Here is a 25,522-nt window from a genome sequence, read left to right as displayed (position 1 = left end):
CGGTTCCCCTTCGTCTGCTCACCGTGATGTAGCCCGTCCATGGTCCTGCAAAAGTGATCTCCGCGCTGCTCAAAGTCCCCGATTGCGGCGGGTGTCGTGCCGCGCTCCGCGTGGGACGGCGGGCACGGCGCGCGCGTGGCCGCCGTTTTCCCGTTTTCTGGACACTCCGGCCCGGCTGACCGACAATCACCAGCGTGACGTCGTCCTTCGAGTTCAACACGTACCCCGCGCGGTTGTCCGACGCGGAGCGCGACAAGGCGCTGAAGGTGCTCCGGGACGGTGTCGCCATGGGTCGGCTGTCGCACGACACGTTCATCCGCAGGATGGAGCTGGCGCTCGCCGCCCGCCGCCTGGAGGATCTCGCCCTGCTCACCGCCGACCTGCCCACCGAGGGCCGGGTGTCGCGGCTGGTGTTCGGCACCGTCGAGGCGGTGTCCGGGTTCGGCGTACGGCTGCGCAGGGCCTGGCAGGCCGAGCGGCTGCCCAAGCTGCTGCTGCCGCACCCCGGCGCCGGTCATCCGCTGCGCATAGGACGCGACCCGGCGAACGGGCTGCGCCTGACCCACGAGACGGTCTCCCGCGTGCACGCCGAACTGAGCCGCCAGGGCGGCATGTGGGTGCTGCGCGACCTCGGTTCCACCAACGGCACCACCGTCAACGGCCGGCGGGTCATCGGCGCGGCCGTCGTCCGCGAGGGTGACCAGATCGGCTTCGGCCAGATGGCCTTCCGCCTCGCGGTGAACTGAGCCGGAGGAGGGGACGGAGCACAGCTCTGGCCTGGGCTTCACTCGGGGTTGTGCGTCTCGGTGGGGTGATCGCCGGGGTGATCACTGGGGTGACCGGTGCGGTGGTCGATGCGGTAATCGGTGGGGTGTTCGGTTCGGTACGGGTGAGGCAAACCCCTTTGCTTTTCATGGTGTTGACGTACCCGTCAAGTCGTGACTGACTGTGCGTACACCGCGCACGCCAGGTGAACCGACAGCCCGCATCGTGGAGGTGTGCCCTGCCGCCCCTCCTTCGCTATCCGACCGTGGACGAGCTGGGCGCCCGGGCCGCCGCCCTCGTCGCCCGTCATCCCGGACAAGCCCGCCTGCGCCGCGTCGGCACGTCCCGCGCGGGCACCCCGCTGTGGCTGCTCTCCGTCGGCCACGGCAGCCGCCAGGCCCTCGTCGTCGCGGGGCCGCACGCCAACGAGCCCGTGGGCGGCGCCACCGTCCTGCGGCTGGCCGAGCGCGCCCTGGCCGACCCCCGGCTCACCGAGGGCGCCGACGCCACCTGGAACCTGCTGCTGTGCGTCGACCCCGACGGCCTGCGCCGCAACGAGGGCTGGCTGTCCGGCCCGTACACCCTCGGCCGCTACGCCCGGAACTTCTTCCGGCCCGGCTTCCTGGAACAGCCCGAGTGGCTGCCGCACGGCCCGGACCAGGCCGCCCTGCCGGAGACCCGCGTCCTGCTCGCGCTCCAGGACGAACTGCGGCCCTTCCTCCAGTGTTCCCTGCACGGCGTCGACGTCGGCGGCGGCTTCGTCGAGCTGACCCACGACCTGCCGGGCATCGCCCAGCGCATCGCCCACACCGCGGCCCGGCTCGGCATCCCCCGCGAACTCGGCGCCTACGACACCCTGTACTGGCCCGACCTCGGCCCCGCCGTGTACCGCATCCCGCCGCCCCGCCGCGGCGACCTCACCGCGGCCATCACCGAGGCGGCCGTCGAGTCGACGTGGTGCCACCCGCGGCGGTACGGCACCGTCACCGCGGTCGTCGAGGCGCCCATGTGGGGCGTGGCCGCCGTGGCGGACGGCTCGCCCCCGGTGGACCAGGACGGGATACTGCGCTCCGTGAGCCGCACCCTGCGACAGGACACCCGGCGCCTGCACCGCGTGCTCGCCCGGATCCGCCCGCACCTCGCCACCGTGCCGGAGGCGGCGCACCTCCTCGCGCCGGTCGACGACTACCTGCTGGTCTGCCCCAGGCTCGCCGACGCGTGGGACCCCGACACCGACGACGGATCGGGCCGCTCCCTCCCGCCGATGAGCACCGCCCACCTGGTCGCCCTGCGCCTCGCCGGACGGCGCCTGGCCCTGCGGACCGCGGGGCTGCTGCATCAGCTGGTGACCCGTACCGGAGGCGATCCGGCGGGCGTCCTGCCCGAGCTGGACCGGCTGGTCGACGAAGGCTGCGCCGACTACCGCGACGGCTGCACGGCCCGCTGGATCCCGGTCGCACGCCAGGTGGAGTACCAGACGCGGGTCGTACTCGCCGCGTTCGAACTGGCCGGGCGGCGCCCCACCGCGGGCTCCCGTTCGGGTGAGCCGGGCTGGGGTTCCGAGGCCGCGGTGCCGATGCACCGGGAATGACGCACATCATCACGGCCCGAGCGGCACGGGCCGGCCTCCTGGCAGCCGCGGCGCTCCTCCTCACCTGCGCCGCCCCGGCACAGGCCACAGCGGAGCGGGAACCGGCGAACGACTGGCTCCTGCTCACGGTCATCCGGGGCGATGCCCAGTCGGGTGTCCGGCCCGGCGCTCCGTCGGGTGTCCAGTCCGGAGCCCAGACGGGTGTCCAGTCCGGAGCCCCGTCGGGTGTCCAGTCCGGCGACACCCGCGCCGCCCTCCTGCTGTGCGACCCGCCCCGGGGCCACGCGCGCGCGGCCCGCGCCTGCGCGGAACTCGACGCGACGGACGGTCGCATCGCCGACATCCCGCTGCGGGACACCCACTGCCCGATGATCTACGCCCCGGTCACCGCCCACGCGCACGGGCAGTGGCGGGGACAGCCGGTGGAGTACACGCGGACCTTCGCCAACCCGTGCGTGATGGCGGCACGGACGGGCTCGGTGTTCGCGTGGGACACGCAGGGGTGAGCGCGGACCGGGCCGGCAGGCCGGTGCGGTGGCGTGACGCCGCACCGGCCTGTGGCCGCGTCACTCGACCTTGTCGCGTTCGACGAGGGCGACGTCGAGACCCAGGGCCGCGGCACGCAGCGTGGTGCTGTAGCCGCCGGTGCCGCCGCCGATGACGATCACGTCGTGTGGGTTCATGCCCTCAGCGTCCGCCCGGCCCTTGTCATGAGTCCAAGGCAACCCGCCCTGGCGGCGCGCCCTGACGGTCTTCGCGCGGGTACCGCCGACCGGCGCCGCCGAGGCCTTCGTCGACCTCCTGCGCCTGACGTGGCCGAGCCGGGCACCGGCCGCCCCGCCCACCTCACCGCCCCGCCCGGCCGACATCTGCGGCACCCCGGCTCCGGCACTGGGCTGACGCACCGCTTTCCACGCCGCCGGGGCGGGCGCTGCACGGGGCGACACAGCGGCGGCGGAGCGGCCCGGTGCCACAGCCGCCTGTGTCTCCGGGCGCCGCCCCAGCGAGTGTGCGTCGGACGCCGGGCCGGCCCGCGATGAGTCCCGGCGCGTCTCACGAGCGCCCGCGCGGGCAGGGGCCCGGAGGCGAAGGCGGCCCCGTCCCGCCGTTCAGCCCCCGGCTCCCTCCTCCGCCCCCACCCGCTCCAGCAGCGCCACCGGTACGCCCGCGAAAAGATCCTCCACGCGCGCGTGCCCGGTGAACTCGCGTCCGGGCGTCAGCGCGTCGGCCCACCGGCCCGGCGGCAGGGGCAGTGTCGTGTCCTGCCAGCCGCCCGCCTCGGCCAGCCGCAGCGACAGCCGGGTCACGGCCGTCACGACGTCCCCGGAGCGGACGAACGCCACGCAGTGCGCCGCCGCGTGGCCCTCGGCGGGCAGCGGCTCGTACGTCGCCGCGTCGCCGAAGGCGTCGGGCCGCCGCGCCCGCAGGGCGAGCGCGGCCCGGGTCACCGCTCCCTTCTCACCGCCCTCACCGCTCTCCCCGAAGCGCACGGGACGGCGGTTGTCCGGGTCCACCAGGGCCAGGTACTCGCCCTCGGTGCCCTGGTAGAGGTCCGGCACCCCCGGCATCGTCAGATGCGTCAGGGCCGTGCCGAGGACATTGGCCCGGATGTGCGGTTCAAGGGAGTCGCGGAAGGCCGTCACCCGCTCGCCCGGCGCACCGCACGGCCCCGCCGCCACGAACCGGGCCACCGCGTCCTCGTACGGCGGCTCCTGCTCGGTCCAGCTGGTGTACATCCCCGCCTCGCGCACATGCTTCAGCAGCGCCTCCCGCACCCGCTCGCCCTCCGCTGGACCCAGCCCGAACACCGTCTGCCAGGCCGCCCACGCCAGCTGCGCGTCCGGCGCGCCCTCACCCGTGCGGGTGACCTCCGTCAGGACGTCCGCCCACCGCTCGGGGCACTCCGTGAGCACCGCCAGCGCGGCGCGCACGTCGGCGCTGCGCTTGGTGTCGTGGGTCGAGACGACCGTGCCCGTCGCGGGCCAGTCGCGCTGCACGCGCGCGCAGTATGCGTGGAACTCCTCCGGCGACAGGGCGGGGCGGCCAGGGTTCCCGCCCACCTCGGTCGCCGAGAGCAGCGGCACGTAGCGGTAGAACGCCGTGTCCTCCACCGACTTGGCGCGCAGCGCCGACGCGGTCTGCGCGAACCGCGTACGGAACTCCACGTGCTCCGGCCCGTCCCCGAACCGCCCCAGCACCAGGTCCCGTACGACCTCCACCGTGCCGCCCTCCTCGGGCACCGCGAAGGCGAGCCGTGCCTCGGCCGCCGCCTCCTCGGTGACGACCGACGCCGCGTCCACCGACGCGTACGGCCGGTACACCTCCAGCCGGACCAGCAACTCCAGCAAGGCCGTGCGCAGTGCCCACGGCGCCCGGTCACGCAGGACGGGGTCCGGCGACGCGACGCACAGGCGGTGGGCCACCCGGGTCAGCCGGTCCATCTCGGTGGCCAGCTCGTGCGTGAGCACCTTGTACGCCGCCCGCCGCACCGTCGCCGCCCAGTCGCCGCCCCGGTCCGTCTGCGGGGCGGCGAACCCGCGGTACCGGCCGAGGAGTTCCCCGTAGCCGGCCGGGTCCGTGAAGAGCCCGTCGATGTGCCGCAGCGCGTCATAGCCGGTCGTGCCCGCGACGGGCCAGGCGGCGGGCAGCCGCTCGCCGTCCGCCAGGATCTTCTCCACCACCGTCCACCGGCCGCCGCTCGCCTCGTGCAGCCGTCGGAGGTAGGTGTCGGGGTCGGCGAGGCCGTCGGGGTGGTCGACGCGCAGGCCGTCGATCACGCCCTCGTGCAGCAGCCGCAGAATCGTGGCGTGCGTCGCCTCGAACACCTCCGGGTCCTCCACGCGTACGCCGATGAGCTCGGAGATGCTGAAGAAGCGCCGGTAGTTCAGGTCGGTGCGGGCGAGCCGCCACCACACCGGGCGGTACCACTGCGCGTCCAGCAACTGCGGCAGCGGCAGGTCACCGGTGCCGTCCCGCAGGGGGAACGCGTGGTCGTGGTAGCGCAGTACGTCGCCGTCGACCCGGAGCTCGTCCAGCACCTCGCCGACCGGGGCGCCGAGCACCGGCATCAGCACCTGGCCGCCCTGAGCCTCCCAGTCGATGTCGAACCACCGCGCGTACGGCGACTTCGGGCCCTCCCGCAGCACCTCCCACAGGGCGCGGTTGTGGCGGGGCGACATCGCCATGTGGTTCGGCACGATGTCCACCACCAGACCGAGACCGTGCTCTCGCGCGGTGCGCGCCAGCGCCCGCAGTCCCTCCTCGCCGCCCAGTTCCTCGCGCACGCGCGCGTGGTCCACGACGTCGTAGCCGTGCAGCGAACCCGGGACCGCCGCCAGCACGGGGGACAGGTGCAGGTGGGACACGCCGAGCGAGGCCAGGTACGGGACGGCCGCCGCCGCGGCGGCGAAGGGGAACGCGGGCTGCAGCTGCAGCCGGTAGGTGGCCGTGGGGGTCTGGGACGTCGGGGACAGCACCGGGTCGGGTCGCTCAGGTGTCATGCAAACCTACGTACCCGCCTCGCCGCGTTTCGTGTCATCGGCCCCTCCACGGGCGTACGCGCGCGTGGCCGGCTTCGAGCGATGGGAAGCGGCGGAGGCACCGGGCGGCGGGGCGCGCTGACCGGCGCCGCCGTCCTCGTCGCCGGGTGCGGCACCGCCTTCGCCCTGCACCGACGGCCCGCGCGTCGGCGCCCCCGGCCGCCGAGGCGAAGGGCCCTCCGGCCGGCCCCCGCGCCCGCCCCCGCATGCCCCGCGCGGTGCACGCCCTGCTGGCCTCGCTCGCCCTCCAGGGGGCGATGTCCGGGGCCTGCCAGGCACCGTGTCCGCGTTGACCGAGATGAGGGTGCCGCGGGCCCGGCTCGCCGAGGCGATGGCCTTCGCGACCAGCGCGATCGTCGGCGGCCAGGCCCTCGCGGTCGCCGTCACCGGCCGCCTCGCCGAGTCCCACGACCCGGTCGCGGCGTTCGCGGTGGCGAGCCTGACCGCCGCGCTCGCCTGCGTGATCGCCCTGGCGGCGCGTCCGGGCCCGGACGCCGGAGCGGCCCCTCACGCGCGCGTGAGGGGCCGCTTTGGCAACACAGCGCGGCCTAGACCGGCCGCTGCAGCACCGTCATGCTCCGGTCCACGAGGGTCAGCCGGTCCCCGGCCTGCACCTTGCGGCCCGTGTCGGAGGGGACCCCCTCCGTGCGGGCGGTGTCGACGATCACCTCCCACTGGCGGCCGTGGTCGACCGGCACCACGAAGTCCAGCGGCTTGGGCGAGGCGTTGAACATCAGCAGGAACGAGTCGTCGAAGATGCGTTCCCCGCGCGCGCCGGGCTCGGAGATCGCGTTCCCGTTCAGGAACACCGTGAGGGCCGACGCCCGCGCCGAGTTCCAGTCCCGCTGGGTCATCTCCGCACCCTCGGGGGTGAACCAGGCGATGTCCGACAGCTCGTCGTGGGTCCCCTCCACCGGACGCCCGTGGAAGAAGCGCCGCCTGCGGAAGACCGGGTGGTTCCTGCGCAGCCACACCATCGCGCGGGTGAACTCCAGCAGCCCGGCCCCCGCACCGGTGACGTCACCGTCGCCGTCCGGCCACGCCACCCACGCCAGCTCGTTGTCCTGGCAGTAGGCGTTGTTGTTGCCGCGCTGGGTGCGGGCGAACTCGTCACCGTGGCTGATCATCGGCACGCCCTGGGAGAGCAGCAGGGTGGCGGTGAAGTTCCGCATCTGCCGGGCCCGCAGCTCCAGCACCGCCGGGTCGTCGGTGTCGCCCTCGACTCCGCAGTTCCAGGACCGGTTGTGGCTCTCGCCGTCCCGGTTGTCCTCGCCGTTGGCGTGGTTGCGCTTCTCGTTGTACGCCACCATGTCGTGCAGGGTGAAGCCGTCGTGGCAGGTGACGAAGTTGATCGAGGCCAGCGGGCGGCGGCCGTCGTCCTGGTAGAGATCGGACGAGCCCGTCAGCCGGGACGCGAACTCCGCCAGCGTGCGCTGCTCGCCGCGCCACAGGTCCCGCACCGTGTCCCGGTACTTGCCGTTCCACTCGGTCCACAGCGGCGGGAAGTTGCCCACCTGGTAGCCGCCCTCGCCCACGTCCCACGGCTCGGCGATCAGCTTCACCTGCGAGACCACGGGATCCTGCTGCACCAGGTCGAAGAACGACGACAGCCGGTCCACCTCGTGGAACTGCCGGGCCAGGGTGGCGGCGAGGTCGAAGCGGAACCCGTCGACGTGCATCTCGGTGACCCAGTACCGCAGCGAGTCCATGATCATCTGGAGGACGTGCGGGGACCGCATGAGCAGGGAGTTCCCGGTGCCCGTGGTGTCCATGTAGTAGCGGGGATCGTCGGTCAGCCGGTAGTAGGAGGGATTGTCGAGGCCCTTGAAGGAAAGCGTCGGGCCCAGGTGGTTGCCCTCGGCGGTGTGGTTGTAGACCACGTCGAGGATGACCTCGATCCCGGCCTCGTGCAGCGCCTTCACCGCCGACTTGAACTCCAGCACCTGCTGGCCGCGGTCGCCCCAGGAGGCGTACGCGTTGTGCGGGGCGAAGAAGCCGATCGTGTTGTAGCCCCAGTAGTTGTTCAGGCCCATGTCCACCAGGCGGTGGTCGTTGACGAACTGGTGCACCGGCATCAGCTCCAGCGCGGTCACCCCCAGCTCGGTGAGGTGCTCGATGAGCGCCGGGTGCGCGAGGGCCGCGTAGGTGCCGCGCAGTTCCTCGGGGAGGCCCGGGTGCCGCATGGTCAGGCCCTTCACATGCGCCTCGTAGAGCACCGTGTGGTGGTACTCCGTCCGGGGGCGCCGGTCGTCGCCCCAGTCGAAGTAGGGGTTGACCACGACCGAGGACATCATGTGCGGAGCCGAGTCCAGGTCGTTGCGCCGGTCGGGGTCGCCGAAGTGGTAGCCGTACACCTCCTCGCCCCACTGGATCGAGCCGCTGATCGCACGCGCGTACGGATCGAGGAGCAGCTTGGCGCTGTTGCAGCGCAGCCCCCGCTCCGGGGCGTACGGACCGTGCACGCGGTAGCCGTACCGCTGCCCGGGCATCACGCCCGGCACGTACGCGTGCCGGACGAACGCGTCGCTCTCCCGCAGCTCGACCGCGGCTTCCGAGCCGTCGTCGTGCAGCAGACACAGCTCTACTCGGTCGGCGGCCTCCGTGAAGACCGCGAAGTTGGTGCCGGCGCCGTCGTACGTGGCACCGAGTGGATACGCCTCTCCAGGCCAGACCTGCATGGACACGACTCTTTCAGGTGTGCGGCGCCGGTGCGGACGCCTTGGCTCCGAGTCTCCGGGAAGTCTCCCCGAAAGTGAGGTGACCACCTAGCACGTACGTCCTCCTACCCACCCTTCGGCGTTCTGTTCCGCTTGCGCCCCGCTGCGGGGCGCGAGGGATCCTTCCCCGTACCCGGCCGTGTCACCGCTATGAATCCGCTCACTCCCGGGTGTAAGGCCGACCGGAACGGGCTTGTGGATCAAGGATGTTGGGAAAACCGGCCCGTCCATCGGGCTGCACCGCGGACCGCTCGCGGAGTACCCTTCCTTGATCGTTGGGACGGGGACTCCCCGGTAGTGCTCCGGGGGAGCGGAAGGCGGTGCGCGGGTGGGCTCGGGAGGGCTGGAGCTGCCTCCTGGTGACGACGGTCACCAGGGGAACTCCGCGGACGTCCCGCCCGGTGCGGTGTCCCTGGCGCGGCCGATGAGCGCGGGCGCGATCGGTCCGGAACTGGACTGGGACACCGACGCCTGGCACGAGGTGCGCACCCGTGCGCAGCGGGCGGGCCGGGCCTACATCTGGCTCAACCTCGTGGAACAGCGGCTGCGCGCGGTCGTGGCCGCCGTCCTGCGGCCGGTCTACGAACCCGTCCACGGCGACGAGTGGGTGGTCGCCGCGGCCGGGCCCGCCGGCCAGGAGTGGGTGCAGCGCGCCGTCGCCGTCCGCGAGGTCAGCCGCCGCAAGGGCTACCTGCTGGACCCGGCCGACGACAACGTCCTCAGCTTCCTCACGCTGCCGCAGCTGCGCGAGCTGATGGTGCAGCACTGGCCCTGCTTCGAGCCGTACGTGGACGAGCGCCGTGACGTGGAACTGGCCCTGGACGAGCTGGAGGTCACCCGCAACGTCGTCTCCCGCAACCGGGCGCTGTCCGAGGCGGTCCTCAACCAGGCGGAGCGGGCCTCGGCGCGGCTGCTGGAGGTGCTCGGCGCGGGCGGCGACGTGCCGTCCACGCGCCGGCTGCCGGTCGACGCGGTAGAGGACCTGGTCGGCGACCGGTACGCCGACGTGGTCGCCGTGCACTCGGACCGGGTACGGCTGCTGCGCCAGTTCCCGGCGGAGGACCTCTTCGGCGGCGCGCGGCGGGTGGACGCCCTCGGTATCGGCCTCAACCTGCTCGTGCAGAACTTCTCCGGCCGCCGCCTGCTGCGGCTGGCCGAGTCCGGTGGCCGGGTGCGGCTGCTCTTCCTGAACCCGGCCTCCAGCGCGATCAAGCGCCGCGAGCGCGAACTCGGCATCAAGCGCGGCGAGCTGAGCCGCGCGGTGGAGATGAACATCCTGCACATGCGCCGGGTGCGTTCCCGGCTGCGCGACCCGGGCGCCTTCGAGATCCAGGTCTTCGACGAGACGCCCCGCTTCACGGCCTACCTCGTCGACGGGGACGGCGCCGACGGCATCGCGGTCGTGCAGTCCTATCTGCGCCGGACGCGGGGGATGGAAGCGCCGGTGCTCGTCCTGCGGAACGGACGTAACGGCGGCAAGGTGGTGAAGTCGGACCAGCTCGACGAAGGTGGACTATTCCCGACCTATCGCGAGGAGTTCGAGCTGATGTGGGCGGATTCGCGGCCGGTGTCGTGAGCGTCGGCGCCGGGCCGGACGCGGGCGTAAGCGGAATGCGATCCTCTGATTGTCAGTGGTCCATGGGAAGGTGAAGACCACTGGGGGAACGCACCACCAAGAAGGGGGACCGCCCATGGGCTGGCACCGGGAGCTGCTGATCGGCTTCGACCTGGAGACGACGGGCACCGATCCGCGCGAGGCGCGCATCGTCACGGGGGCCGTGATCGAGGTCATGGGCGGCGAGCCGCGAGGACGCCGGGAGTGGCTGGCCGACCCCGGCGTGGAGATCCCGGCGGACGCGGTGGCGGTGCACGGCATCACCAACGAGCGGGCGGCCACCGAGGGCCGCCCCGCCGACCAGGTCGCCGACGCCATCGCCGGTGTGCTCGCGGCCTACTGGAAGACGGGCGTCCCGGTCGTCGCCTACAACGCGGCCTTCGACCTCACCCTCCTCTCCGCCGAACTGCGGCGCTACGGACTGCCGTCCCTGCGCGACCGCCTCGGCGGCCCGGCCCCCGCCCCGGTCATCGACCCGTACACCATCGACCGTTCCGTCGACCGCTACCGCCGCGGCAAGCGCAACCTCGAAGCGGTCTGCCGGGAGTACGGCGTGCCGCTCGACGCCGCCCACGACGCCACGGCCGACGCCCTCGCCGCGGCCCGGCTGGCCTGCGCGATAGCCGGCCGCCACCCCAAGGTGGCGTCCCTCGGTCCGGCGGATCTGCACCAGCGCCAGATCGAGTGGTACGCCGAGTGGGCGGCGGACTTCCAGAGCTTCCTGCGCCGCAAGGGCGACGCCACGGCCGTCGTCGACGGGACGTGGCCGGTGCGCGAACCGGCCGACGAACGGGTCTGACCGGGCACCGGACGGCGACGAGCCTTTCGGACCGGACGGCGACGAGCCTTCGGACCGGATGGCGACGCGCGGTCGGAAGGAACGGCGACGAGCGGTCGTCAGCACGAACATCCGCCCGGGGCGTGCGACACGCGGTCAGAACGGATACCACCGCACCGTCGGGTCCCCGTCCCGCAGCGACGCCACCCGGCGTTCGAACTCCGCCAGCGCCTTCGGATTGCTCGGCGCGTGCTGGGCCACCCACGCGCAGCTGGCCGTCTCCCGGGCGCCGCGCAGTACCGCACAGCCGTCCCACTCGCGCACGTCCCACCCGTAGGTCGCGGTGAAGGCGTCGTGCGCCTCGGCGGGCAACCCGTAGCGGTCCCGGCTGAGCGCCATCACCACCAGGTCGTGCTCGCGCAGGTCGGCGGAGAAAGTCTCCAGGTCGATCAGGACCGGCCCGTCGGGGCCGACGTGCACGTTGCGGGGCAGCGCGTCGCCGTGGATCGGGCCGGGCGTCAGGTGGGGGGTGAGCGCGGCGGCGGCCGTCGCGAAGCCGTCGCGGCGCTCGCGCAGATACGCGGCGTCCGCCGGGTCGATCACATCGCCCGCGAGCCGCAGCCAGCGTTCCACACCGCCCAGCAGTTCGCGGGGCGGCAGCTCGAAAGAGGGGGACGGCAGCGCGTGGACCAGCCGGAGCAGCGCGGCCACGTCCCGGGGCTCGGTGGGCCGCACCGGGTGGGGCAGCCGCCGCCATACGGTCACCGGGTGCCCGTCGACGAACAGCGCCGTCGGGTCGGCCGCCCGCACCGCCGGCACGCCGGCCTCTTCCAGCCACACCGCGACGGCCAGTTCCCGGCGCGCCCGGTCGAGGAGTTCGGCGTCGCGGCCCACCTTGACCGCCAGGTCACCGGCGGCGAACACCGCGTTCTCGCCGAGGGCGAGCAGCCGCGCCTCCCGCGCCGGGCCGGGCAGCACCCCTGCCGCGGCCAGCACCTCCCGGGCCCGTGCCTCGTCCATCGTCGCCTGCCTCCGTGTCGGTCGTGTCCGTGGTGCCGGTCGTCCGGTCGTGTCCGTCATGTCCGCCCGGTTCCCGCCATCCGTCGGCCAGTGTCGCATTCGCACAGGTGGGAGCGTGTGCGCGGGCTCTTGACGGGGCACGGCGCCTTCACGACCATGACCAGGCCCGTTCGAGCCGTGCAAAGGGGCTGATTACGTGACATCAGTGACCGAGTCGCGGAAGCCGGCGCGCCGCGCGCCCGGTACGGACCGGCCACGGCGCGGCCCCGGCCACGGTGCCTGGTTCCTCGTGCTGCCCGCGCTCATCCCCATCCTGCTGCTCAGCGTGGGGCCGCTGCTCTACGGCATCCTGCTGGCGTTCACCGACGCCCAGTCGGGCCGGACGGAGCCCACCCAGTGGGTCGGCACGCTGAACTTCCAGGACCTGGTGCACGACACGCTGTTCTGGGAGTCGTTCAGGATCGGGCTGGTGTGGGCCGTCGGGGTGACGGTGCCGCAGTTCCTGCTCGCACTCGGCCTCGCCCTGCTGCTCAACCAGAACCTGCGGATGCGATTCCTGGCCCGCGCGCTGGCGATCATTCCCTGGGCGATGCCCGAGGTCGTCGTCGGCATCATGTGGCGGCTGGTCTACAACCCGGACGCGGGCATCCTCAACGAGACCCTGCGCGACTTCGGCCTCGGCGACGGACGCGACTGGCTCAGCGGCCTCGCCACCGCTCTGCCCGCCGTCATCGTCGTCGGCGTCTGGGCCGGCATGCCGCAGACGACGGTCGCCCTGCTCGCCGGGCTGCAGAACACCCCGCGCGAGCTGCACGAGGCCGCCGCGGTCGACGGCGCCGGCGCATGGCGCCGCTTCCGCACGGTCACCTGGCCCGCCCTCAGACCGATCGCGCTCGCCATCACCGCGCTCAACCTCATCTGGAACTTCAACTCCTTCGCCCTGGTCTACGTGCTGACCAACGGAGGCCCCGGCGGCCGTACCCGGCTGCCGATGCTCTTCGCCTACGAGGAGGCCTTCCGGTACGGGCAGTTCGGCTACGCGGCGGCGATGGGCTGCGTCATGGTCGCCGTGATCTCGATCCTGCTCGCCGTCTTCCTCGTCGGCCGGATCAGGGGAGGTGACGAGGCATGAGGACCTGGACCGGGGCCCGCGTGGGCCAGTACGCCGCGCTGCTCGCGTACCTCGTCTTCCTGGCCTTCCCGTTCCTCTGGCTGATCTCCACCGCGTTCAAACCGCCGCAGGAACTCGCGAGCCTCCACCCCACCTGGATCCCCGAGAACCCCACCCTCGACAACTTCCGGCAGGCCTTCGACGAGCAGCCGCTGCTGCGGGCCGCGCTCAACTCCCTGCTCGCCGCGCTCGGAGCCGCGGTGATCGCCGTGGTGATCGCGACGCCGATGGCGTACGTCATGGCCCGGCGCCGCGGCCGGCTCACCAAGGCGGCCACCGGGTGGGTCGTGGTCAGCCAGGCCTTCCCCTTCGTCCTGCTGATCATCCCGCTCTTCCTGGTCCTGAAGAACCTCCAACTGATCAACTCCGTGCCGGGACTCGTGATGGTCTACGTCGTGTGGTCGCTGCCGTTCGCGCTGTGGATGCTCGCCGGGTACGTCCGGGCCGTGCCGGCCGAACTGGAGGAGGCGGCGGCGGTCGACGGCGCCGGACGGCTGCGCATCCTGGTCTCGGTGACCGCGCCACTGCTCGCGCCGGGGATCGTCGCGACGGCGATGTTCGCGTTCATCACCGCGTGGAACGAGTTCTTCTTCGCGCTGGTGCTGCTGAAGACACCGGAGAAACAGACCCTGCCGGTGATCCTCACCCACTTCATCGGCGCCGAGGGCGTCGCGGACCTCGGCCCGCTCGCCGCGGCGGCCTTCCTCGCGACGCTGCCCTCGCTGGTGGTCTTCGCCCTCATCCAGCGACGTATCACGGGCGGCATGCTCGCCGGGGCGGTGAAGAGCTGATGACGCCTACGAGAATCAGCACCCTGCTCGTCTCCCTCGCCCTGCTGCTCGCGGGCTGCGCGGGCGGCGGCGACGGAGCGGACGACGGCCGGATCACCCTGCGCTTCCAGTCCCTTGCCTGGCAGGACGAGTCCGTGGCGGCCAACAGGGAACTGGTGCGGGAGTGGAACGCCGACCACCCGGACGTGCGCGTCGAGTACGTCCAGGGCAGCTGGGACAGCGTCCACGACCAGCTCCTCACCTCCTTCGAGGGCGGCGAGGCACCCGACATCATCCACGACGCCTCCGACGACCTCGCGGACTTCGCCTACGGCGGCTACCTGGCCGACCTGACCGGCCTGCTGCCCGAGCGGCTGAAGTCGGACATCCCGCAGCGCAGTTGGGAGACGGTCACTTTCGGCGACGGCGTCTACGGCGTGCCGTTCCTCCAGGAACCGCGCGTCCTGATCGCCAACGCCGACCTGCTGAAGAAGTCGGGCGTCCGGATCCCGACACCCGAAGACCCCTGGACCTGGGCGGAGTTCCGGCAGGTGACGAAGCGGCTGAGCGGCGACGGGAAGTACGGCGTGGCCTGGCCGCTGAAGGAACCCGTGTCCGCCACGCTCAACCTGTCCCTGTCCGCCGGCGGGCGGCTGTTCCACCGCGGCGCGGACGGGAAGGTCACCGTCCGGTTCGACGAGGGCGACCAGGTGGTGCCCCGCACCATCCACGACCAGGTCAACACCGACCACAGCGCCTCCGCCGGCACCCTCGGCAGCGGCGGCTCCGACACCCTGCCCGGCTTCTTCGCGGGCAAATACGCGATGGTGCCGCTCGGCTTCTCCTACCGCCAGCAGATCGAGCAGCAGGCACCCGAGGGCTTCGACTGGCAGGTGCTGCCCGCCCCGGCCGGCACCGACGGACTCACCCAGGGCGTCAGCCCGCAGACCCTGTCGATCGCCGAGGACAGCCCGCACAAGAAGGAAGCCGCCGCGTTCGTCGACTTCCTCCTCCAGCCGGACAACATGGTGCGCCTCGCCCTCGGCGACTGGATGCTGCCCACCGGCACCGAGGCGCTGAAGGACCCCGCCCTGCACACGGCCGAGCACGGCTGGGCCACGGGCACCGCCCTCGCCGACCACCTGCGCCAGGCGCCCGCGCAGTCCGTCCGTGGCTATCCCGAGTGGAAGGACAAGGTGGCCACCCCCGCACTCCAGGAGTACTACAGCGGAGCGATCGGCATCGCGGAACTGCGCGACCGCCTGGAGGAGGACGGAAACCTCGTCCTCGCCCGCTACCAGCGCTGACGACGCGGACCGCGCTCGCGCCGGGCGGGCGGGAACTCGCCGCCCGGCCCCCGTGCACGCCGTTCTCCGTCGCCGGGAACGTGCCCTTCTCGCGCACCGCGGACATCGTCGACCGGTGCCTCACCGCACCCGGCCTCACCGACGCCACGCTGCTCACCCAGCTCGAGTACGCCCGCACACGCACCGGTGACTAGGGCCGCGTCCACCCGGCGCCCGGGGTGGGCGCGCCGCAGAGACGCGTGCGGGGAGCCGCCCACTCCCGAGAAGCCCGGCTCGACCAGGTCCCGCCGGCTCCGGTGGGCGGCGCCGGCGAGCAGCGGGGTGCGGCGGCGTTCGATGCGCGGGATTCCCGCGCCGACGCGGGGCGCCGGCCGGAAGCCGTACCGGCCCACCCGTCCGGCCCGCCGGCCGGCCGCGATTCGTGGCAGGGCCAGGTCCGGACCGTCAGCTGGCTCCAGCGGCCGTTCCGGGCCGCGTGCCTCGACCCCGGTCTGCTGGTCGGCGAGGTCGCGCCGACGCGCCGGCTGCGGCTGCACGAGGAGCTGTCGGCATGAGGGGGAAGGCACGAGGAAAAATGTTGCACGAGACGTCTCGTCTCGCGTACATTCGACGCATGACCACTCCCGCCCACATCGCCATGTTCTCCATCGCCGCGCACGGCCACGTGAACCCCAGCCTGGAGGTGATCCGCGAGCTCGTCGCGCGAGGGCACCGGGTGACGTACGCGATCCCGCCGCTCTTCGCGGAGAAGGTCGCCGAGGCGGGGGCCGAACCCAAGCTGTGGAACAGCACGCTGCCCGGCCCCGACGCCGACCCGGAGGCGTGGGGGACCACACTGCTGGACAACGTCGAGCCGTTCCTCGACGACGCGATCCAGGCGCTCCCGCAGCTCGTCGAGGCGTACGAGGGAGACGAACCGGACCTGATCCTGCACGACATCGGCTCCTACACCGCCCGCGTCCTGGGCCGCCGTTGGGACGTGCCCGTGATCTCCCTGTCGCCCTGCATGGTCGCCTGGGAGGGGTACGAGCAGGAGGTCGGCGAGCCGATGTGGGAGGAGCCGCTGAAGACCGAGCGCGGGCAGGCCTACTACGCCCGCTTCCACGCCTGGCTGGAGGAGAACGGGATCCCCGACCACCCCGATCCGTTCGTCGGCCGCCCCGACCGCTCCCTGGTGCTGATCCCCAGGGCGCTCCAGCCCAACGCGGACCGGGTCGACGAGAAGACGTACACCTTCGTCGGCGCCTGCCAGGGCGACCGCACCGCCGAGGGCGACTGGACCCGTCCCGAGGGCGCCGAGAAGGTCGTCCTCGTCTCCCTCGGGTCCGCCTTCACCAAGCGGCCCGCGTTCTACCGGGAGTGCGTCCGGGCCTTCGGCGAGCTGCCCGGCTGGCACACCGTGCTCCAGGTGGGCCGTCACGTCGACCCCGCCGAGCTGGGTGGCGTACCGGACAACGTGGAAGTGCGCACGTGGGTGCCGCAGCCGGCGATCCTCCAGCAGGCCGACCTGTTCGTCACCCACGCGGGCGCGGGCGGCAGCCAGGAGGGCCTGGCGACGGCCACGCCGATGATCGCCGTACCGCAGGCCGCGGACCAGTTCGGCAACGCCGACATGCTCCAGGGCCTGGGCGTCGCCCGCACGCTTCCGACCGAGGAGGCCACCGCCGAGGCGCTGCGCACCGCGGCCCTCGCCCTGGTCGACGACCCGGAGGTGGCCGGGCGTCTGAAGGAGTACCAGGCGCAGATGGCCCAGGAGGGCGGCACCCGGCGGGCCGCCGACCTCATCGAGGCGGAGCTGGCGGCGGCGAGGGCCTGACCGCGGCGGAGGACGCCGAAGGGCCGTCGGCTCCAGGGACTTCCCCAAAACCGACGGGCCCTTCACCTGTCAGCCGCAGCGGCGGTCGCTCACACCCCGACCCGCTCGCCCTCGTCGTCCCGGGCCGCCGGCACGATCGCCTCGGGCGACTCGTCGTGGGTCAGGTCCGGGAGCCGGTGCAGCCACTTCGGCAGGTACCAGTTGCGCTCGCCGAGCAGGGACATCACGGCCGGCAGCAGCACACCGCGGATGATCGTCGCGTCGATCAGCACCGCCGCCGCCAGGCCCACCCCCATCTGCTTCATGGACTGCATGGACAGCGTGCCGAAGATGGCGAACACGGCGACCATGATGACGGCGGCGCTGGTGACGACACCCGCCGTGGTGACCACGCCGTGCTGGATCGCGTCCCTGGTGGTCCGTCCCCGCAGCCGCGCCTCGCGGATCCGCGAGACCACGAACACGTGGTAGTCCATCGACAGGCCGAACAGGATCACGAAGAGGAACAGCGGCAGCCAGGTGATGATCGCGCCGACGCCCTCGGCGCCCACCAGCGAGGCACCCCACCCGTGCTGGAAGACGGCGACCAGGATGCCGTACGCCGCACCCACCGACAGCAGGTTCAGCACGATCGAGGTGAGCGCGATCGTCAGCGAGCGGAACGACAGCAGCATCAGCAGGAAGGCGAAGGCCACCACGAACACGAAGACCGGGAGGACCGACCCGACGAGCTGGTCGTTGAAGTCCTTCGACCCCGCGACCTGCCCGGTGATCGGGGCCTCGACACCGTCGACCTTGCCGAGCGTCGCCGGCCGTACGTCGTCGCGCAGCTTGTCCAGGCTCTCGCCCGCCTTGTCCTGGTCGGAGCCGCCGACCAGCGGGACGTAGACCAGGGCGACGTTCTGCTCGTCGTGCATCGTGATGTCGACCGGCCCGCGCGAGGCACCGGAACTGACCGCGAGTTCCCGGAAGTCGGCGAGCGCCGCCCGCACCTCGGGGGCGTTGATGTCGTCGGCCTTCACGACCACCTCGGCCGGGTCCGACCCGCCCGGGAACGCCTCGTTGACCCGGTTGTACGTCTGCACGATCGGCAGCGAGTCGCCGAACTCCTGGTCCAGCGTGAGGTTCTCCGTCTTCATGCCGATGGCGGGCGCGGCTACGGCCAGCAGCGCGCCGGTCGCCACCGCGGCGGCGAGCAGCGGCCTGGCGAGCACGCGCCGAAGGACGGCCGTCCAGAACCGGCTGCCCTCGGAGCCGCCGCTCCTCCCTCGCCGGCGCAGGAACGGGAGACGGCCCTTCTCGACCCGCTCGCCCAGCAGGGACAGCAGCGCGGGCAGGACCGTCACCGAGCCGACCATGGCGACCGCGACCACCATCAGCGAGGCCAGGCCCATCGCCTCGAACTCGGCGATGCCGGTGAACAGCATGCCCGCCATCGCCACGCACACCGTGACACCCGAGACGACGATCGCCCGGCCGCTGGTGGCGGCGGCGATCCGGAGCGCCGTCTGCGCGTCCCGCCCGGCCGCCCGCTCCTCGCGCTCGCGGCGCAGATAGAACAGGCAGTAGTCGACGCCGACGGCCAGACCGACCAGCAGCATCACGGAGTTGGCGGTCTCGCTCATCGGCTGGAAGTGGCTGACCAGGGCCATCAGACCCATCGTCGCGATGATCGCGGTGATCGCCAGCGCGACCGGGACCAGCGCCGCCACCAGCGCGCCGAACGCGACGAGCAGGATGCCGAGGGCCACCGGGACCGCGGAGTACTCGGCCTTCTTGAAGTCGTCGCCGAACGCGTCGTCGAACGTCTTCATCATGCTGGCGCCGCCGATCTCCTCGATCCGCAGCGACTCGTGCTTCTCCTGGACGCCCTCGACGGCCTTCAGCACCGGCTCGACCCGCTCGCCCGCGGTGTCCGCCTCGCCGCGCATGTCGAACTGCACCAGCGCGCTGTGCCCGTCCTCGGAGATGGTCCCGGCCTCGTACGGCGTGGTCACCCCCGTGACCTTCCCGGTCCCCTCCACCGCCGTGACGACTGCGGCGACGGCGGCGCGGAACTCGGCGTCCGTGGCCTTCAGGGACCCCTCCTTCGCCTGGATCAGGACGGTCTCACCGGCCGGCTCGTCGATCCCGGCGTCCTCGACGATGGTGGCGGCGGTGTGCGTCTCGCCCCCCATCTGGTCGCTGTCCTTGACGTCGACCCGGCCGGCCGCCGAGCCGAGCCCCATCGCCAGGACGACGAACAGTACCCAGATCCCGACGGCAGCCCATCGGTGCCGGGCACTCCAGCCGCCGGCCCGGGCGGCTATGCCCCGCACCCGTGTGTCTCCGTTCCCCATGACGGGCTTGCCCCCTCCGAAGCGGTGACGACCCCCTGCCGCCACCTCTCGCTTCGAAGGTATGGCCCGCATAAAGCCATCTCGTCGGCCTCTTCGGTGACGTACGACGGTGTCGGCTCATCCCTCCGTATCGCCGTTCCTCACCGCTGAGGAGGACTCGGGCCCCTACACCTACCGGGGTTACCCGAAAGTCATGATCAGGGTGTGGCGCTGGTACGGGAGCTTTCCGCAGAGTTGTTGAATAAGTCACAGGAGTGTGTAGTGGTTGAACCGCGCCCCGCGCATCGGCGAGAGTGGCGCGCACGTCGGCCGTCGTGCCCACCCCCACGGGGCACGACGGCCGTCCTATGGTGTGCGCATGACGAAGATGTACGCGGCACTGCTGCGCGGGATCAACGTGGGCGGCGCGAAGAAGCTCCCGATGGCCGAACTGCGGGCGCTCCTGGAGGGTCTCGGCCATGACGCCGTACGCACTCATCTCCAGAGCGGGCAGGCCGTGTTCGCGTCCGGCCACGGGGACGAGGACTCCCTCGCCGCCGGGTTGGCGCGGGCGATCGAGGAACGCTTCGGCTTCGCGGTGGACGTGATCGTGCGCGACCACGCCTATCTGAAGGCGGTCGCCGAGGCGTGCCCGTTCCCGGCCGCCGACCTGGAGGCCAAGCAGCTGCACGTCACCTACTTCTCCGCGCCCCTCGACGCGGAACGCTTCGAGGCGATCGACCGGCCGGCCTTCCTCCCCGAGGAGTTCCGCCTCGGCGACCGCGTCCTGTACCTGTACGCGCCGGACGGCCTCGGCCGCTCGAAGCTGGCCGAGGCCCTCGCCAGGCCCCGGGTGAACAAGGGCCTGGTCGCCACCACCCGCAACTGGAACACCGTCGTCAAACTCGTGGAGCTGACCGCTCCCTGACCGCGCCTGACCGACCCGACGCCGGGCGGTCAGGCCCCGACCGCCGCCGCCAGCACCGGCGCCCGCGCCTCGTCGTAGCGCTCCAGCAGCACCCGCGCGACCTCGGGCGAGGGGCCGAGGACGTCCGCCAGCACGTCCGCCCGCTCCGCGCCCCGCGCGATGCGGTCCGGCAGGAAGCCGGGGGCCAGGACGTACGGCGCCACGGCCACGCGCGCGCAGCCCAGCTCCCGCAGCTCGCGCACCGCGTCCTCGGTGCGCGGAAGGGATGCGGAGGCGAACGCAGGCCGCACGGCGCACCAACCGGTGTGCCGCCACTCCCGCGCGATTTCTGCGATCACTGCGATCGCCTCCGGGTCGGAGGACCCCGCCGAGGCCAGTACGACCCCGGTCGAGGACTTGTCGGCGGGCGTCAGGCCCGCCTCGTACAGGCGCCGCTCCAGCGCCGACAGCAGCAACGGCGAGGGGCCGAGCACCTCGGCCTGTCGGATCCTCAGCCGCGGCGGCGCGTCCGCGAGGACCGCCGGGATGTCCGCCTTGGCGTGGAAGGCGCGGGTCAGCAGCAGCGGCAGCGCCACCACGTCCCGCACTCCCTCCGTCTCCAGGGACTCCAGCACTCCCCGCACCGAGGGCACGTTGAAGTCCAGGAAGCCGGTCTCCACCCGTACGTCCGGGCGCACCGCCCTGACCCGGCGGACCAGCGCGTGCACGGTCGCGGCGTGCCGCGGGTCGCGGCTGCCGTGGGCGATGACCAGCAGGACCGGCGGGGACGTCATGGCCGTCAGCTCCTCACCAGCAGACCGCGGCTGCGCAGCACCCACCGCTCCAGCGGGCTGAAGATCAGCAGATCGATGGCGATACCGACGAACAGGATGAGGAGGATCGCCTCGAAGACCATGGCCATGTCGCTGGCGTTGCGGCCGTTCTCCAGCAACTGGCCGAGGCCCACCCCGAGGTCGGGGAAGGACGCGATGATCTCGGCGGCCATCAGCGAGCGCCAGGAGAACGCCCAGCCCTGCTTGAGGCCCGCCACGTAGCCGGGCAGCGCGGCGGGCAGCACGATGTGCCAGGTGCCCTTCAGCCCGGTGGCACCGAGCGTGCGGCCCGCGCGCAGGAAGATCGGGGACACCTGGTCGACGCCGGACACCAGGCCGTTGGCGATGGACGGCACCGCACCGAGCAGGATGACCGCGTACATCATCGAGTTGTTCAGGCCCAGCCAGATCACGGCCGGCGGCACCCAGGCCACCGACGGCAGCGACTGGAGGCCGGACAGGATCGGGCCGATCGCCGCGCGCACGAACTTCACCCGCGCCACCAGCAGCCCCAGCGGGGTGCCGATCAGCAGGGCGAAGCAGAAGCCGAGCAGGCCGCGCGAGACGCTGGTCCAGATGTAGCCGAGCAGTTCGCCCTGGAGCCAGGCCTGGTGCACCACGTCCCACACGTCGGACGGGGCGGGCAGCTTGGTCGGATCGTCGACGATCTCGAAGGAGACGAGTCCCTGCCACACCGCGATCACCAGGAGGACGGCGACGGCCGGCGGCAGAATCTTCTCCACGAAGGTCTGCCGGAAGGGCGTGCGGCCCTGCTGCACCGTCTCCAGTGCGTCCAGGCCCGCCTCCAGTCCGGCGAGATCGCCGCCGTCCTTGGCGCTCGCGTCCTTGGCGGGACGCGTCGTGTCAGTGCTGGCCATGGCGGCGGATCTCCCCACGGAGTTCTTCGGTGATCTCGACGGACAGTTCCGCCACGGCGGTGTCCTCGATGCGGCGCGGATGCGGGATGCCGACCGTCCACTGGCGGGCGACGCGTCCGGGGCGGGAGGAGAGCAGCACCACGCGCTCGGCGAGGCGGACGGCCTCGCGGACGTTGTGCGTGACGAACAGGACGGACAGCTTCGTCTCGCGCCAGATCCGGGTCAGCTCGTCGTGCAGTACGTCCCGTGTGATGGCGTCCAGGGCCGCGAACGGCTCGTCCATCAGCAGCAGCCTGCTCTCCTGGGCGAGCGCACGGGCCATCGCGACCCGCTGGCGCATACCGCCCGACAGCTCGTGCACCCGCTTGCCGTACGCGCCCTTCAGCCGGACGAGTTCGAGCAGCTCCTCCGCCTTGTCGCGGCGCTCGGACTTGGGCACGCCCCGCAGCCGCAGGGCGAGTTCGATGTTCTTGCCCGCGGTCAGCCACGGGAACAGGGCGTGCTCCTGGAACATCAGGGCCGGCCGCCCGTCCGTGGTGATCGCGCCGGCGCTCGGCTTGTCCAGGCCCGCCACCAGGTTCAGCAGCGTGGACTTGCCGCAGCCGGATGCCCCCAGGAGGGTGACGAACTCGCCGGGCGCGACATCGAGGGTGATGTCGTCCAGCACGAGCTGCTGTCCGGCGGGGCCCCCGAACGACTTCGAGACGTGCTCGATCCGCGCGGCGTGCGAGGCCGCCTCGATGCCCTCGTCGGCCTTGGCGAGGGTCGTGGTCGTGGCCATGGTCGTCACCTCCTGGGAAATGGTCGGGATCCGGGCCTACTGGACGCCGAGACCGGCGTCGTCGACCGCGGGTTCGCCCTTGGCCTTGAGGACCTTGTTGAGCAGCGTGAGGTCGTAGATGCCCTTGAGGTCGGGCTGTTCCAGCAGACCCGCCTTGACGGCGTGGTCCGTCTGGGCGTCGAGGGTGGCGGCCAGCGGGTCGTCGGTCAGCCGGATCGACTCCCACGCCGGGTCCAGGACGTCGGCGGGCAGCGCCTTGCCGGTGTCCTTCTCCAGCTGCTTGTTCGCCGCGGCCTTGGCCTCGTCGGGGTTGGCCTCGATCCACTCGTTGGTGTCCACCGAGGCCTTCAGCACCGCCTCGACGACCTTCGGATGCTGTTCGAGGAACTCCTGCCGCACGATGATGTTCGTGATCACGAACTTCTCGTCCGGCCACAGCGTCGACTCGTCCAGCAGCACCTTGCCGCCCTGGGCGACCAGCCGGGACGCGGTCGGCTCCGGCACCCACGCGCCGTCGACGGAACCGGCCTCGAAGGCGTCCGGAGTCACCTTGTTGTCGCTGCGGACGACCGTCACGTCGCCCTTGCCGCTCTGCGCGTCGACCTTCCAGCCCTGCTCGGCGACCCAGTTGAGGAAGGCGACGTCCTGCGTGTTGCCCAGCTGCGGGGTCGCGATGCGCTTGCCCTCGACGTCCTTCAACGACTTGATCTTGTCGGGGTTCACCACCAGCTTCACCCCGCCGGAGGCCGAACCGCCGATGATCCGCAGGTTCCTGCCCTCCGACTTGGCGTAGCCGTTGATCGCCGGGGACGGGCCGATCCAGCCGATGTCGATCGAGCCGGAGTTCAGCGCCTCGATCTCGGACGGGCCCGCGTTGAAGGCCGCGTACTTGGCCTCGGTGGCGCCCAGCTCCTTCTGGAAGAAGCCCTTCTGGTTGCCGACCAGCGCGGTGGCGTGGGTGACGTTGCCGAAGTAGCCGATCCGGACGGAGTCCAGACCGTCGATCTTCTCGGCCCCGGCGGCGATCCGGGCACCTCCGTCGTCCTTGGCCTGGGAGCCGTATCCGCAGCCGGCGAGGGTGAGCAGCGGCAGGGCGGCCAGGGCCGCGAGAGTGCGGCGCAGGGCGGTGGTGGCAGGCACGGGAGGTGTTCCTCTCGTCGGCCCGGCTCTCACGCCTGTCGGTTGGTCCGAGGTGTCAGGTCGTGGCCGGAGGATCGGCGGGTTCGCGTCTACGGCGGTGGGGGGTGAGGGCGCGCGAGCGGTGCGCGTACGTCAGCACGCACATCGCGCCACTCCGCCCTGCCCGCTGCCGGTCGCGCCTCCTCCGGACTTCCTCCGGGGGGACCCCGAGCCGACGCGGCCGCCCTCCTTCGCGAACGTGGAGTACGAGTCGGGGGAGCCCATGCCTAGAAGTCCCACCCGTCGTTGTCCGCCGCGTCCTTGACCGGTTCCGGGGTGGCGAAGGATTCGCCGGCCATGCCGGCGGTGAGGGTGGTGCCGTCGCTCGGGTCGATCAGGATGAACGAACCGGTGCGGCGGGAGTCGGCGTAGGAGTCTGCGGGCAGCGGTTCCGCCGTCCGGATCTTCACCCGGCCGATGTCGTTGGCGACGAGCCGCCCGGGGTGCGGGTGCAGGGACAGGTCGTCCAGCGTGAGCCGGGCCGGGATGTCCTTGACGATCGCCTTGACGGTGCGCGTGCCGTGCTTGAGCAGCACGCGGTGGCCCACGGTGAGCGGCGCGTCGGCGACATGGCAGACGGTGGCCTCGACGTCCTGGGTGGTGGCCGGGGCGTCCTTGCTGGGCACGATCAGGTCGCCGCGTGAGACGTCGATGTCGTCCTCGAGGAGCAGTGTCACCGACTGCGGTGTCCAGGCCGCGTCGACGGGCTCGCCCAGCAGGTCGATGCCGGACACCTTCGAGGTGCGGCCCGACGGCAGGACGGTGACGTCGTCACCGACGCGGAAGGTGCCGGCGGCGATCTGGCCCGCGTAGCCGCGGTAGTCGGGGTGCTCGGCGGTGCGCGGCCGGATCACGTACTGCACGGGCAGCCGGGCGTGGCAGTGTGCCAGGTCGTGGCTGACCGGGACGGTCTCCAGGTGTTCGAGCACGGTCGGTCCGCCGTACCAGTCCATGACCGCCGACGGTTCCACCACGTTGTCGCCGGCGAGCGCCGAGATCGGGATCGCGGTGACCTCCGGGACGCCCAGCTCGGTCGCGTACGCCGTGAACTCCTCGGCGATCGCGGCGAACACGGGCTCCCGGTAGTCGACCAGGTCCATCTTGTTGACGGCGAGGACGACGTGCGGGACCCGCAGCAGGGCGGCGATCGCGGCGTGCCGGCGGGTCTGCTCGACGACGCCGTTGCGGGCGTCGACCAGGATCACCGTCAGCTCGGCCGTGGAGGCGCCGGTGACCATGTTCCGGGTGTACTGCACATGCCCGGGGGTGTCGGCCAGGATGAACCGGCGGCGCGGGGTGGCGAAGTAGCGGTAGGCCACGTCGATGGTGATGCCCTGCTCGCGTTCGGCCCGCAGGCCGTCGGTGAGCAGCGCGAGGTCCGGGGCCTGCTGGCCGCGGCTCGCGGAGGCGCGCTCCACCGCCTCCAGCTGATCGGTGAGGATCGACTTGGAGTCGTGCAGCAGACGGCCGACCAGGGTGGACTTGCCGTCGTCGACGGACCCGGCGGTGGCGAACCGCAGCAGGGTGGTCTCCGACA

At 72.3% G+C, this 25,522-nt stretch carries 19 protein-coding genes and 2 pseudogenes; 10 read left to right on the top strand and 11 right to left on the bottom strand.

All coding sequences use genetic code 11. The features are described 5' to 3' along the window. The first annotated feature begins 194 nt into the window (after positions 1-194). From ACIQ6R_RS28500 to ACIQ6R_RS28490, 3 genes are all read left to right on the top strand, one after another. Complete coding sequence (locus ACIQ6R_RS28500) at positions 195-746, top strand: FHA domain-containing protein (protein ID WP_404182164.1); 552 nt, start codon at positions 195-197, stop codon at positions 744-746. Between the two features lie 284 nt (positions 747-1,030). Further along, entirely contained in the window at positions 1,031-2,356 is a 1,326-nt protein-coding gene (locus ACIQ6R_RS28495; RefSeq protein ID WP_404224382.1) for a M14 family zinc carboxypeptidase, read from the top strand. Then, complete coding sequence (locus ACIQ6R_RS28490; RefSeq protein ID WP_404224381.1) at positions 2,353-2,862, top strand: SSI family serine proteinase inhibitor; 510 nt, start codon at positions 2,353-2,355, stop codon at positions 2,860-2,862. The genes ACIQ6R_RS28495 and ACIQ6R_RS28490 overlap by 4 nt, the downstream gene beginning before the upstream one ends. Before the next feature lie 66 nt (positions 2,863-2,928). Here the strand turns inward: ACIQ6R_RS28490 and ACIQ6R_RS28485 are convergent. The 3 genes and pseudogenes from ACIQ6R_RS28485 to glgX all read right to left on the bottom strand — a co-directional run. Continuing rightward, a pseudogene (locus ACIQ6R_RS28485) lies at positions 2,929-3,039 on the bottom strand (FAD-binding protein); the annotation flags it as partial. A gap of 426 nt (positions 3,040-3,465) precedes the next feature. Continuing rightward, entirely contained in the window at positions 3,466-5,856 is a 2,391-nt protein-coding gene (gene treY, locus ACIQ6R_RS28480) for a malto-oligosyltrehalose synthase (protein ID WP_404224379.1), read from the bottom strand. A 587-nt stretch (positions 5,857-6,443) separates the two neighbouring features. Next, positions 6,444-8,573, bottom strand: coding sequence for a glycogen debranching protein GlgX (gene glgX / locus ACIQ6R_RS28475; protein ID WP_404182178.1), 2,130 nt, complete (start codon positions 8,571-8,573; stop codon positions 6,444-6,446). A 367-nt stretch (positions 8,574-8,940) separates the two neighbouring features. On the opposite strand from glgX, the gene ACIQ6R_RS28470 reads away from it, so the two are divergent. Continuing rightward, positions 8,941-10,188, top strand: coding sequence for an SAV2148 family HEPN domain-containing protein (locus tag ACIQ6R_RS28470; RefSeq protein WP_403557002.1), 1,248 nt, complete (start codon positions 8,941-8,943; stop codon positions 10,186-10,188). A 115-nt stretch (positions 10,189-10,303) separates the two neighbouring features. Further along, the gene (locus ACIQ6R_RS28465) at positions 10,304-11,026 is read left to right on the top strand and encodes a 3'-5' exonuclease (RefSeq protein ID WP_404182181.1); all 723 of its coding nucleotides are present in this window, start codon (positions 10,304-10,306) and stop codon (positions 11,024-11,026) included. 135 nt (positions 11,027-11,161) lie between these two features. Here ACIQ6R_RS28465 and ACIQ6R_RS28460 read toward each other — a convergent pair whose 3' ends face one another. Further along, positions 11,162-12,025, bottom strand: a complete 864-nt coding sequence (locus tag ACIQ6R_RS28460) for a phosphotransferase enzyme family protein (RefSeq protein WP_404224377.1) — start codon at positions 12,023-12,025, stop codon at positions 11,162-11,164. Between the two features lie 196 nt (positions 12,026-12,221). Between ACIQ6R_RS28460 and ACIQ6R_RS28455 the strand changes: the two genes are divergently transcribed. From ACIQ6R_RS28455 to ACIQ6R_RS28445, 3 genes are read left to right on the top strand one after another with little or no spacing between them, the layout of a single operon-like run. Next, complete coding sequence (locus tag ACIQ6R_RS28455; protein ID WP_404224376.1) at positions 12,222-13,157, top strand: carbohydrate ABC transporter permease; 936 nt, start codon at positions 12,222-12,224, stop codon at positions 13,155-13,157. Further along, the gene (locus tag ACIQ6R_RS28450; protein ID WP_404224374.1) at positions 13,154-13,987 is read left to right on the top strand and encodes a carbohydrate ABC transporter permease; all 834 of its coding nucleotides are present in this window, start codon (positions 13,154-13,156) and stop codon (positions 13,985-13,987) included. The genes ACIQ6R_RS28455 and ACIQ6R_RS28450 overlap by 4 nt, the downstream gene beginning before the upstream one ends. Then, positions 13,987-15,273 (top strand): ABC transporter substrate-binding protein, encoded by a 1,287-nt coding sequence (locus ACIQ6R_RS28445; RefSeq protein ID WP_404224372.1) that lies wholly within the window; start codon positions 13,987-13,989, stop codon positions 15,271-15,273. Before ACIQ6R_RS28450 ends, ACIQ6R_RS28445 begins: the two co-directional genes overlap by 1 nt. 194 nt (positions 15,274-15,467) lie before the next feature. Here the strand turns inward: ACIQ6R_RS28445 and ACIQ6R_RS28440 are convergent. After that, positions 15,468-15,736: pseudogene (locus ACIQ6R_RS28440) on the bottom strand (ErmE/ErmH/ErmO/ErmR family 23S rRNA (adenine(2058)-N(6))-methyltransferase); the annotation flags it as partial. An 87-nt stretch (positions 15,737-15,823) separates the two neighbouring features. On the opposite strand from ACIQ6R_RS28440, the gene ACIQ6R_RS28435 reads away from it, so the two are divergent. Beyond that, a complete protein-coding gene (locus ACIQ6R_RS28435; protein ID WP_404224370.1) occupies positions 15,824-17,089 on the top strand; it encodes a glycosyltransferase in 1,266 nt (421 codons plus the stop codon). Positions 17,090-17,178: 89 nt separating this feature from the next. On the opposite strand, the gene ACIQ6R_RS28430 is transcribed toward ACIQ6R_RS28435, so the two are convergent. Beyond that, positions 17,179-19,428, bottom strand: a complete 2,250-nt coding sequence (locus ACIQ6R_RS28430; protein ID WP_404182199.1) for an MMPL family transporter — start codon at positions 19,426-19,428, stop codon at positions 17,179-17,181. A 358-nt stretch (positions 19,429-19,786) separates the two neighbouring features. On the opposite strand from ACIQ6R_RS28430, the gene ACIQ6R_RS28425 reads away from it, so the two are divergent. After that, positions 19,787-20,335 (top strand): DUF1697 domain-containing protein, encoded by a 549-nt coding sequence (locus ACIQ6R_RS28425; protein WP_404224368.1) that lies wholly within the window; start codon positions 19,787-19,789, stop codon positions 20,333-20,335. A gap of 29 nt (positions 20,336-20,364) precedes the next feature. Here ACIQ6R_RS28425 and ACIQ6R_RS28420 read toward each other — a convergent pair whose 3' ends face one another. From ACIQ6R_RS28420 to ACIQ6R_RS28400, 5 genes are all read right to left on the bottom strand, one after another. Beyond that, entirely contained in the window at positions 20,365-21,108 is a 744-nt protein-coding gene (locus ACIQ6R_RS28420) for a sirohydrochlorin chelatase (RefSeq protein ID WP_404182205.1), read from the bottom strand. A 5-nt stretch (positions 21,109-21,113) separates the two neighbouring features. Further along, positions 21,114-22,025, bottom strand: a complete 912-nt coding sequence (locus ACIQ6R_RS28415) for an ABC transporter permease (protein WP_404224367.1) — start codon at positions 22,023-22,025, stop codon at positions 21,114-21,116. Next, a complete protein-coding gene (locus ACIQ6R_RS28410) occupies positions 22,012-22,806 on the bottom strand; it encodes an ABC transporter ATP-binding protein (protein WP_404224366.1) in 795 nt (264 codons plus the stop codon). Before ACIQ6R_RS28410 ends, ACIQ6R_RS28415 begins: the two co-directional genes overlap by 14 nt. 36 nt (positions 22,807-22,842) lie before the next feature. After that, positions 22,843-23,946: an aliphatic sulfonate ABC transporter substrate-binding protein gene (locus tag ACIQ6R_RS28405; RefSeq protein WP_404224364.1), complete on the bottom strand. Its 1,104-nt coding sequence runs from the start codon at positions 23,944-23,946 to the stop codon at positions 22,843-22,845. Positions 23,947-24,212: 266 nt separating this feature from the next. Next, the coding region (locus ACIQ6R_RS28400; RefSeq protein WP_404224363.1) for a sulfate adenylyltransferase subunit 1 at positions 24,213-25,522 on the bottom strand (1,310 nt) is incomplete at its 5' end.

It is taken from the genome of Streptomyces sp. NPDC096048, from assembly GCF_044763415.1.
In the GTDB taxonomy this organism is placed as follows: Bacteria; Actinomycetota; Actinomycetes; order Streptomycetales; family Streptomycetaceae; genus Streptomyces.
This window is presented reverse-complemented; position numbering and strand designations above follow the sequence as displayed.

Excerpts from the sequence above, each read along its gene's own strand:
- ACIQ6R_RS28490 (WP_404224381.1), top strand. The coding sequence starts at position 2,353 with ATGACGCACATCATCACGGCCCGAGCGGCACGGGCCGGCCTCCTGGCA.
- treY (WP_404224379.1), bottom strand. The coding sequence starts at position 5,856 with ATGACACCTGAGCGACCCGACCCGGTGCTGTCCCCGACGTCCCAGACC.
- glgX (WP_404182178.1), bottom strand. The coding sequence starts at position 8,573 with ATGCAGGTCTGGCCTGGAGAGGCGTATCCACTCGGTGCCACGTACGAC.
- ACIQ6R_RS28465 (WP_404182181.1), top strand. The coding sequence starts at position 10,304 with ATGGGCTGGCACCGGGAGCTGCTGATCGGCTTCGACCTGGAGACGACG.
- ACIQ6R_RS28460 (WP_404224377.1), bottom strand. The coding sequence starts at position 12,025 with ATGGACGAGGCACGGGCCCGGGAGGTGCTGGCCGCGGCAGGGGTGCTG.
- ACIQ6R_RS28450 (WP_404224374.1), top strand. The coding sequence starts at position 13,154 with ATGAGGACCTGGACCGGGGCCCGCGTGGGCCAGTACGCCGCGCTGCTC.
- ACIQ6R_RS28445 (WP_404224372.1), top strand. The coding sequence starts at position 13,987 with ATGACGCCTACGAGAATCAGCACCCTGCTCGTCTCCCTCGCCCTGCTG.
- ACIQ6R_RS28435 (WP_404224370.1), top strand. The coding sequence starts at position 15,824 with ATGAGGGGGAAGGCACGAGGAAAAATGTTGCACGAGACGTCTCGTCTC.
- ACIQ6R_RS28430 (WP_404182199.1), bottom strand. The coding sequence starts at position 19,428 with ATGGGGAACGGAGACACACGGGTGCGGGGCATAGCCGCCCGGGCCGGC.
- ACIQ6R_RS28425 (WP_404224368.1), top strand. The coding sequence starts at position 19,787 with ATGACGAAGATGTACGCGGCACTGCTGCGCGGGATCAACGTGGGCGGC.
- ACIQ6R_RS28420 (WP_404182205.1), bottom strand. The coding sequence starts at position 21,108 with ATGACGTCCCCGCCGGTCCTGCTGGTCATCGCCCACGGCAGCCGCGAC.
- ACIQ6R_RS28415 (WP_404224367.1), bottom strand. The coding sequence starts at position 22,025 with ATGGCCAGCACTGACACGACGCGTCCCGCCAAGGACGCGAGCGCCAAG.
- ACIQ6R_RS28410 (WP_404224366.1), bottom strand. The coding sequence starts at position 22,806 with ATGGCCACGACCACGACCCTCGCCAAGGCCGACGAGGGCATCGAGGCG.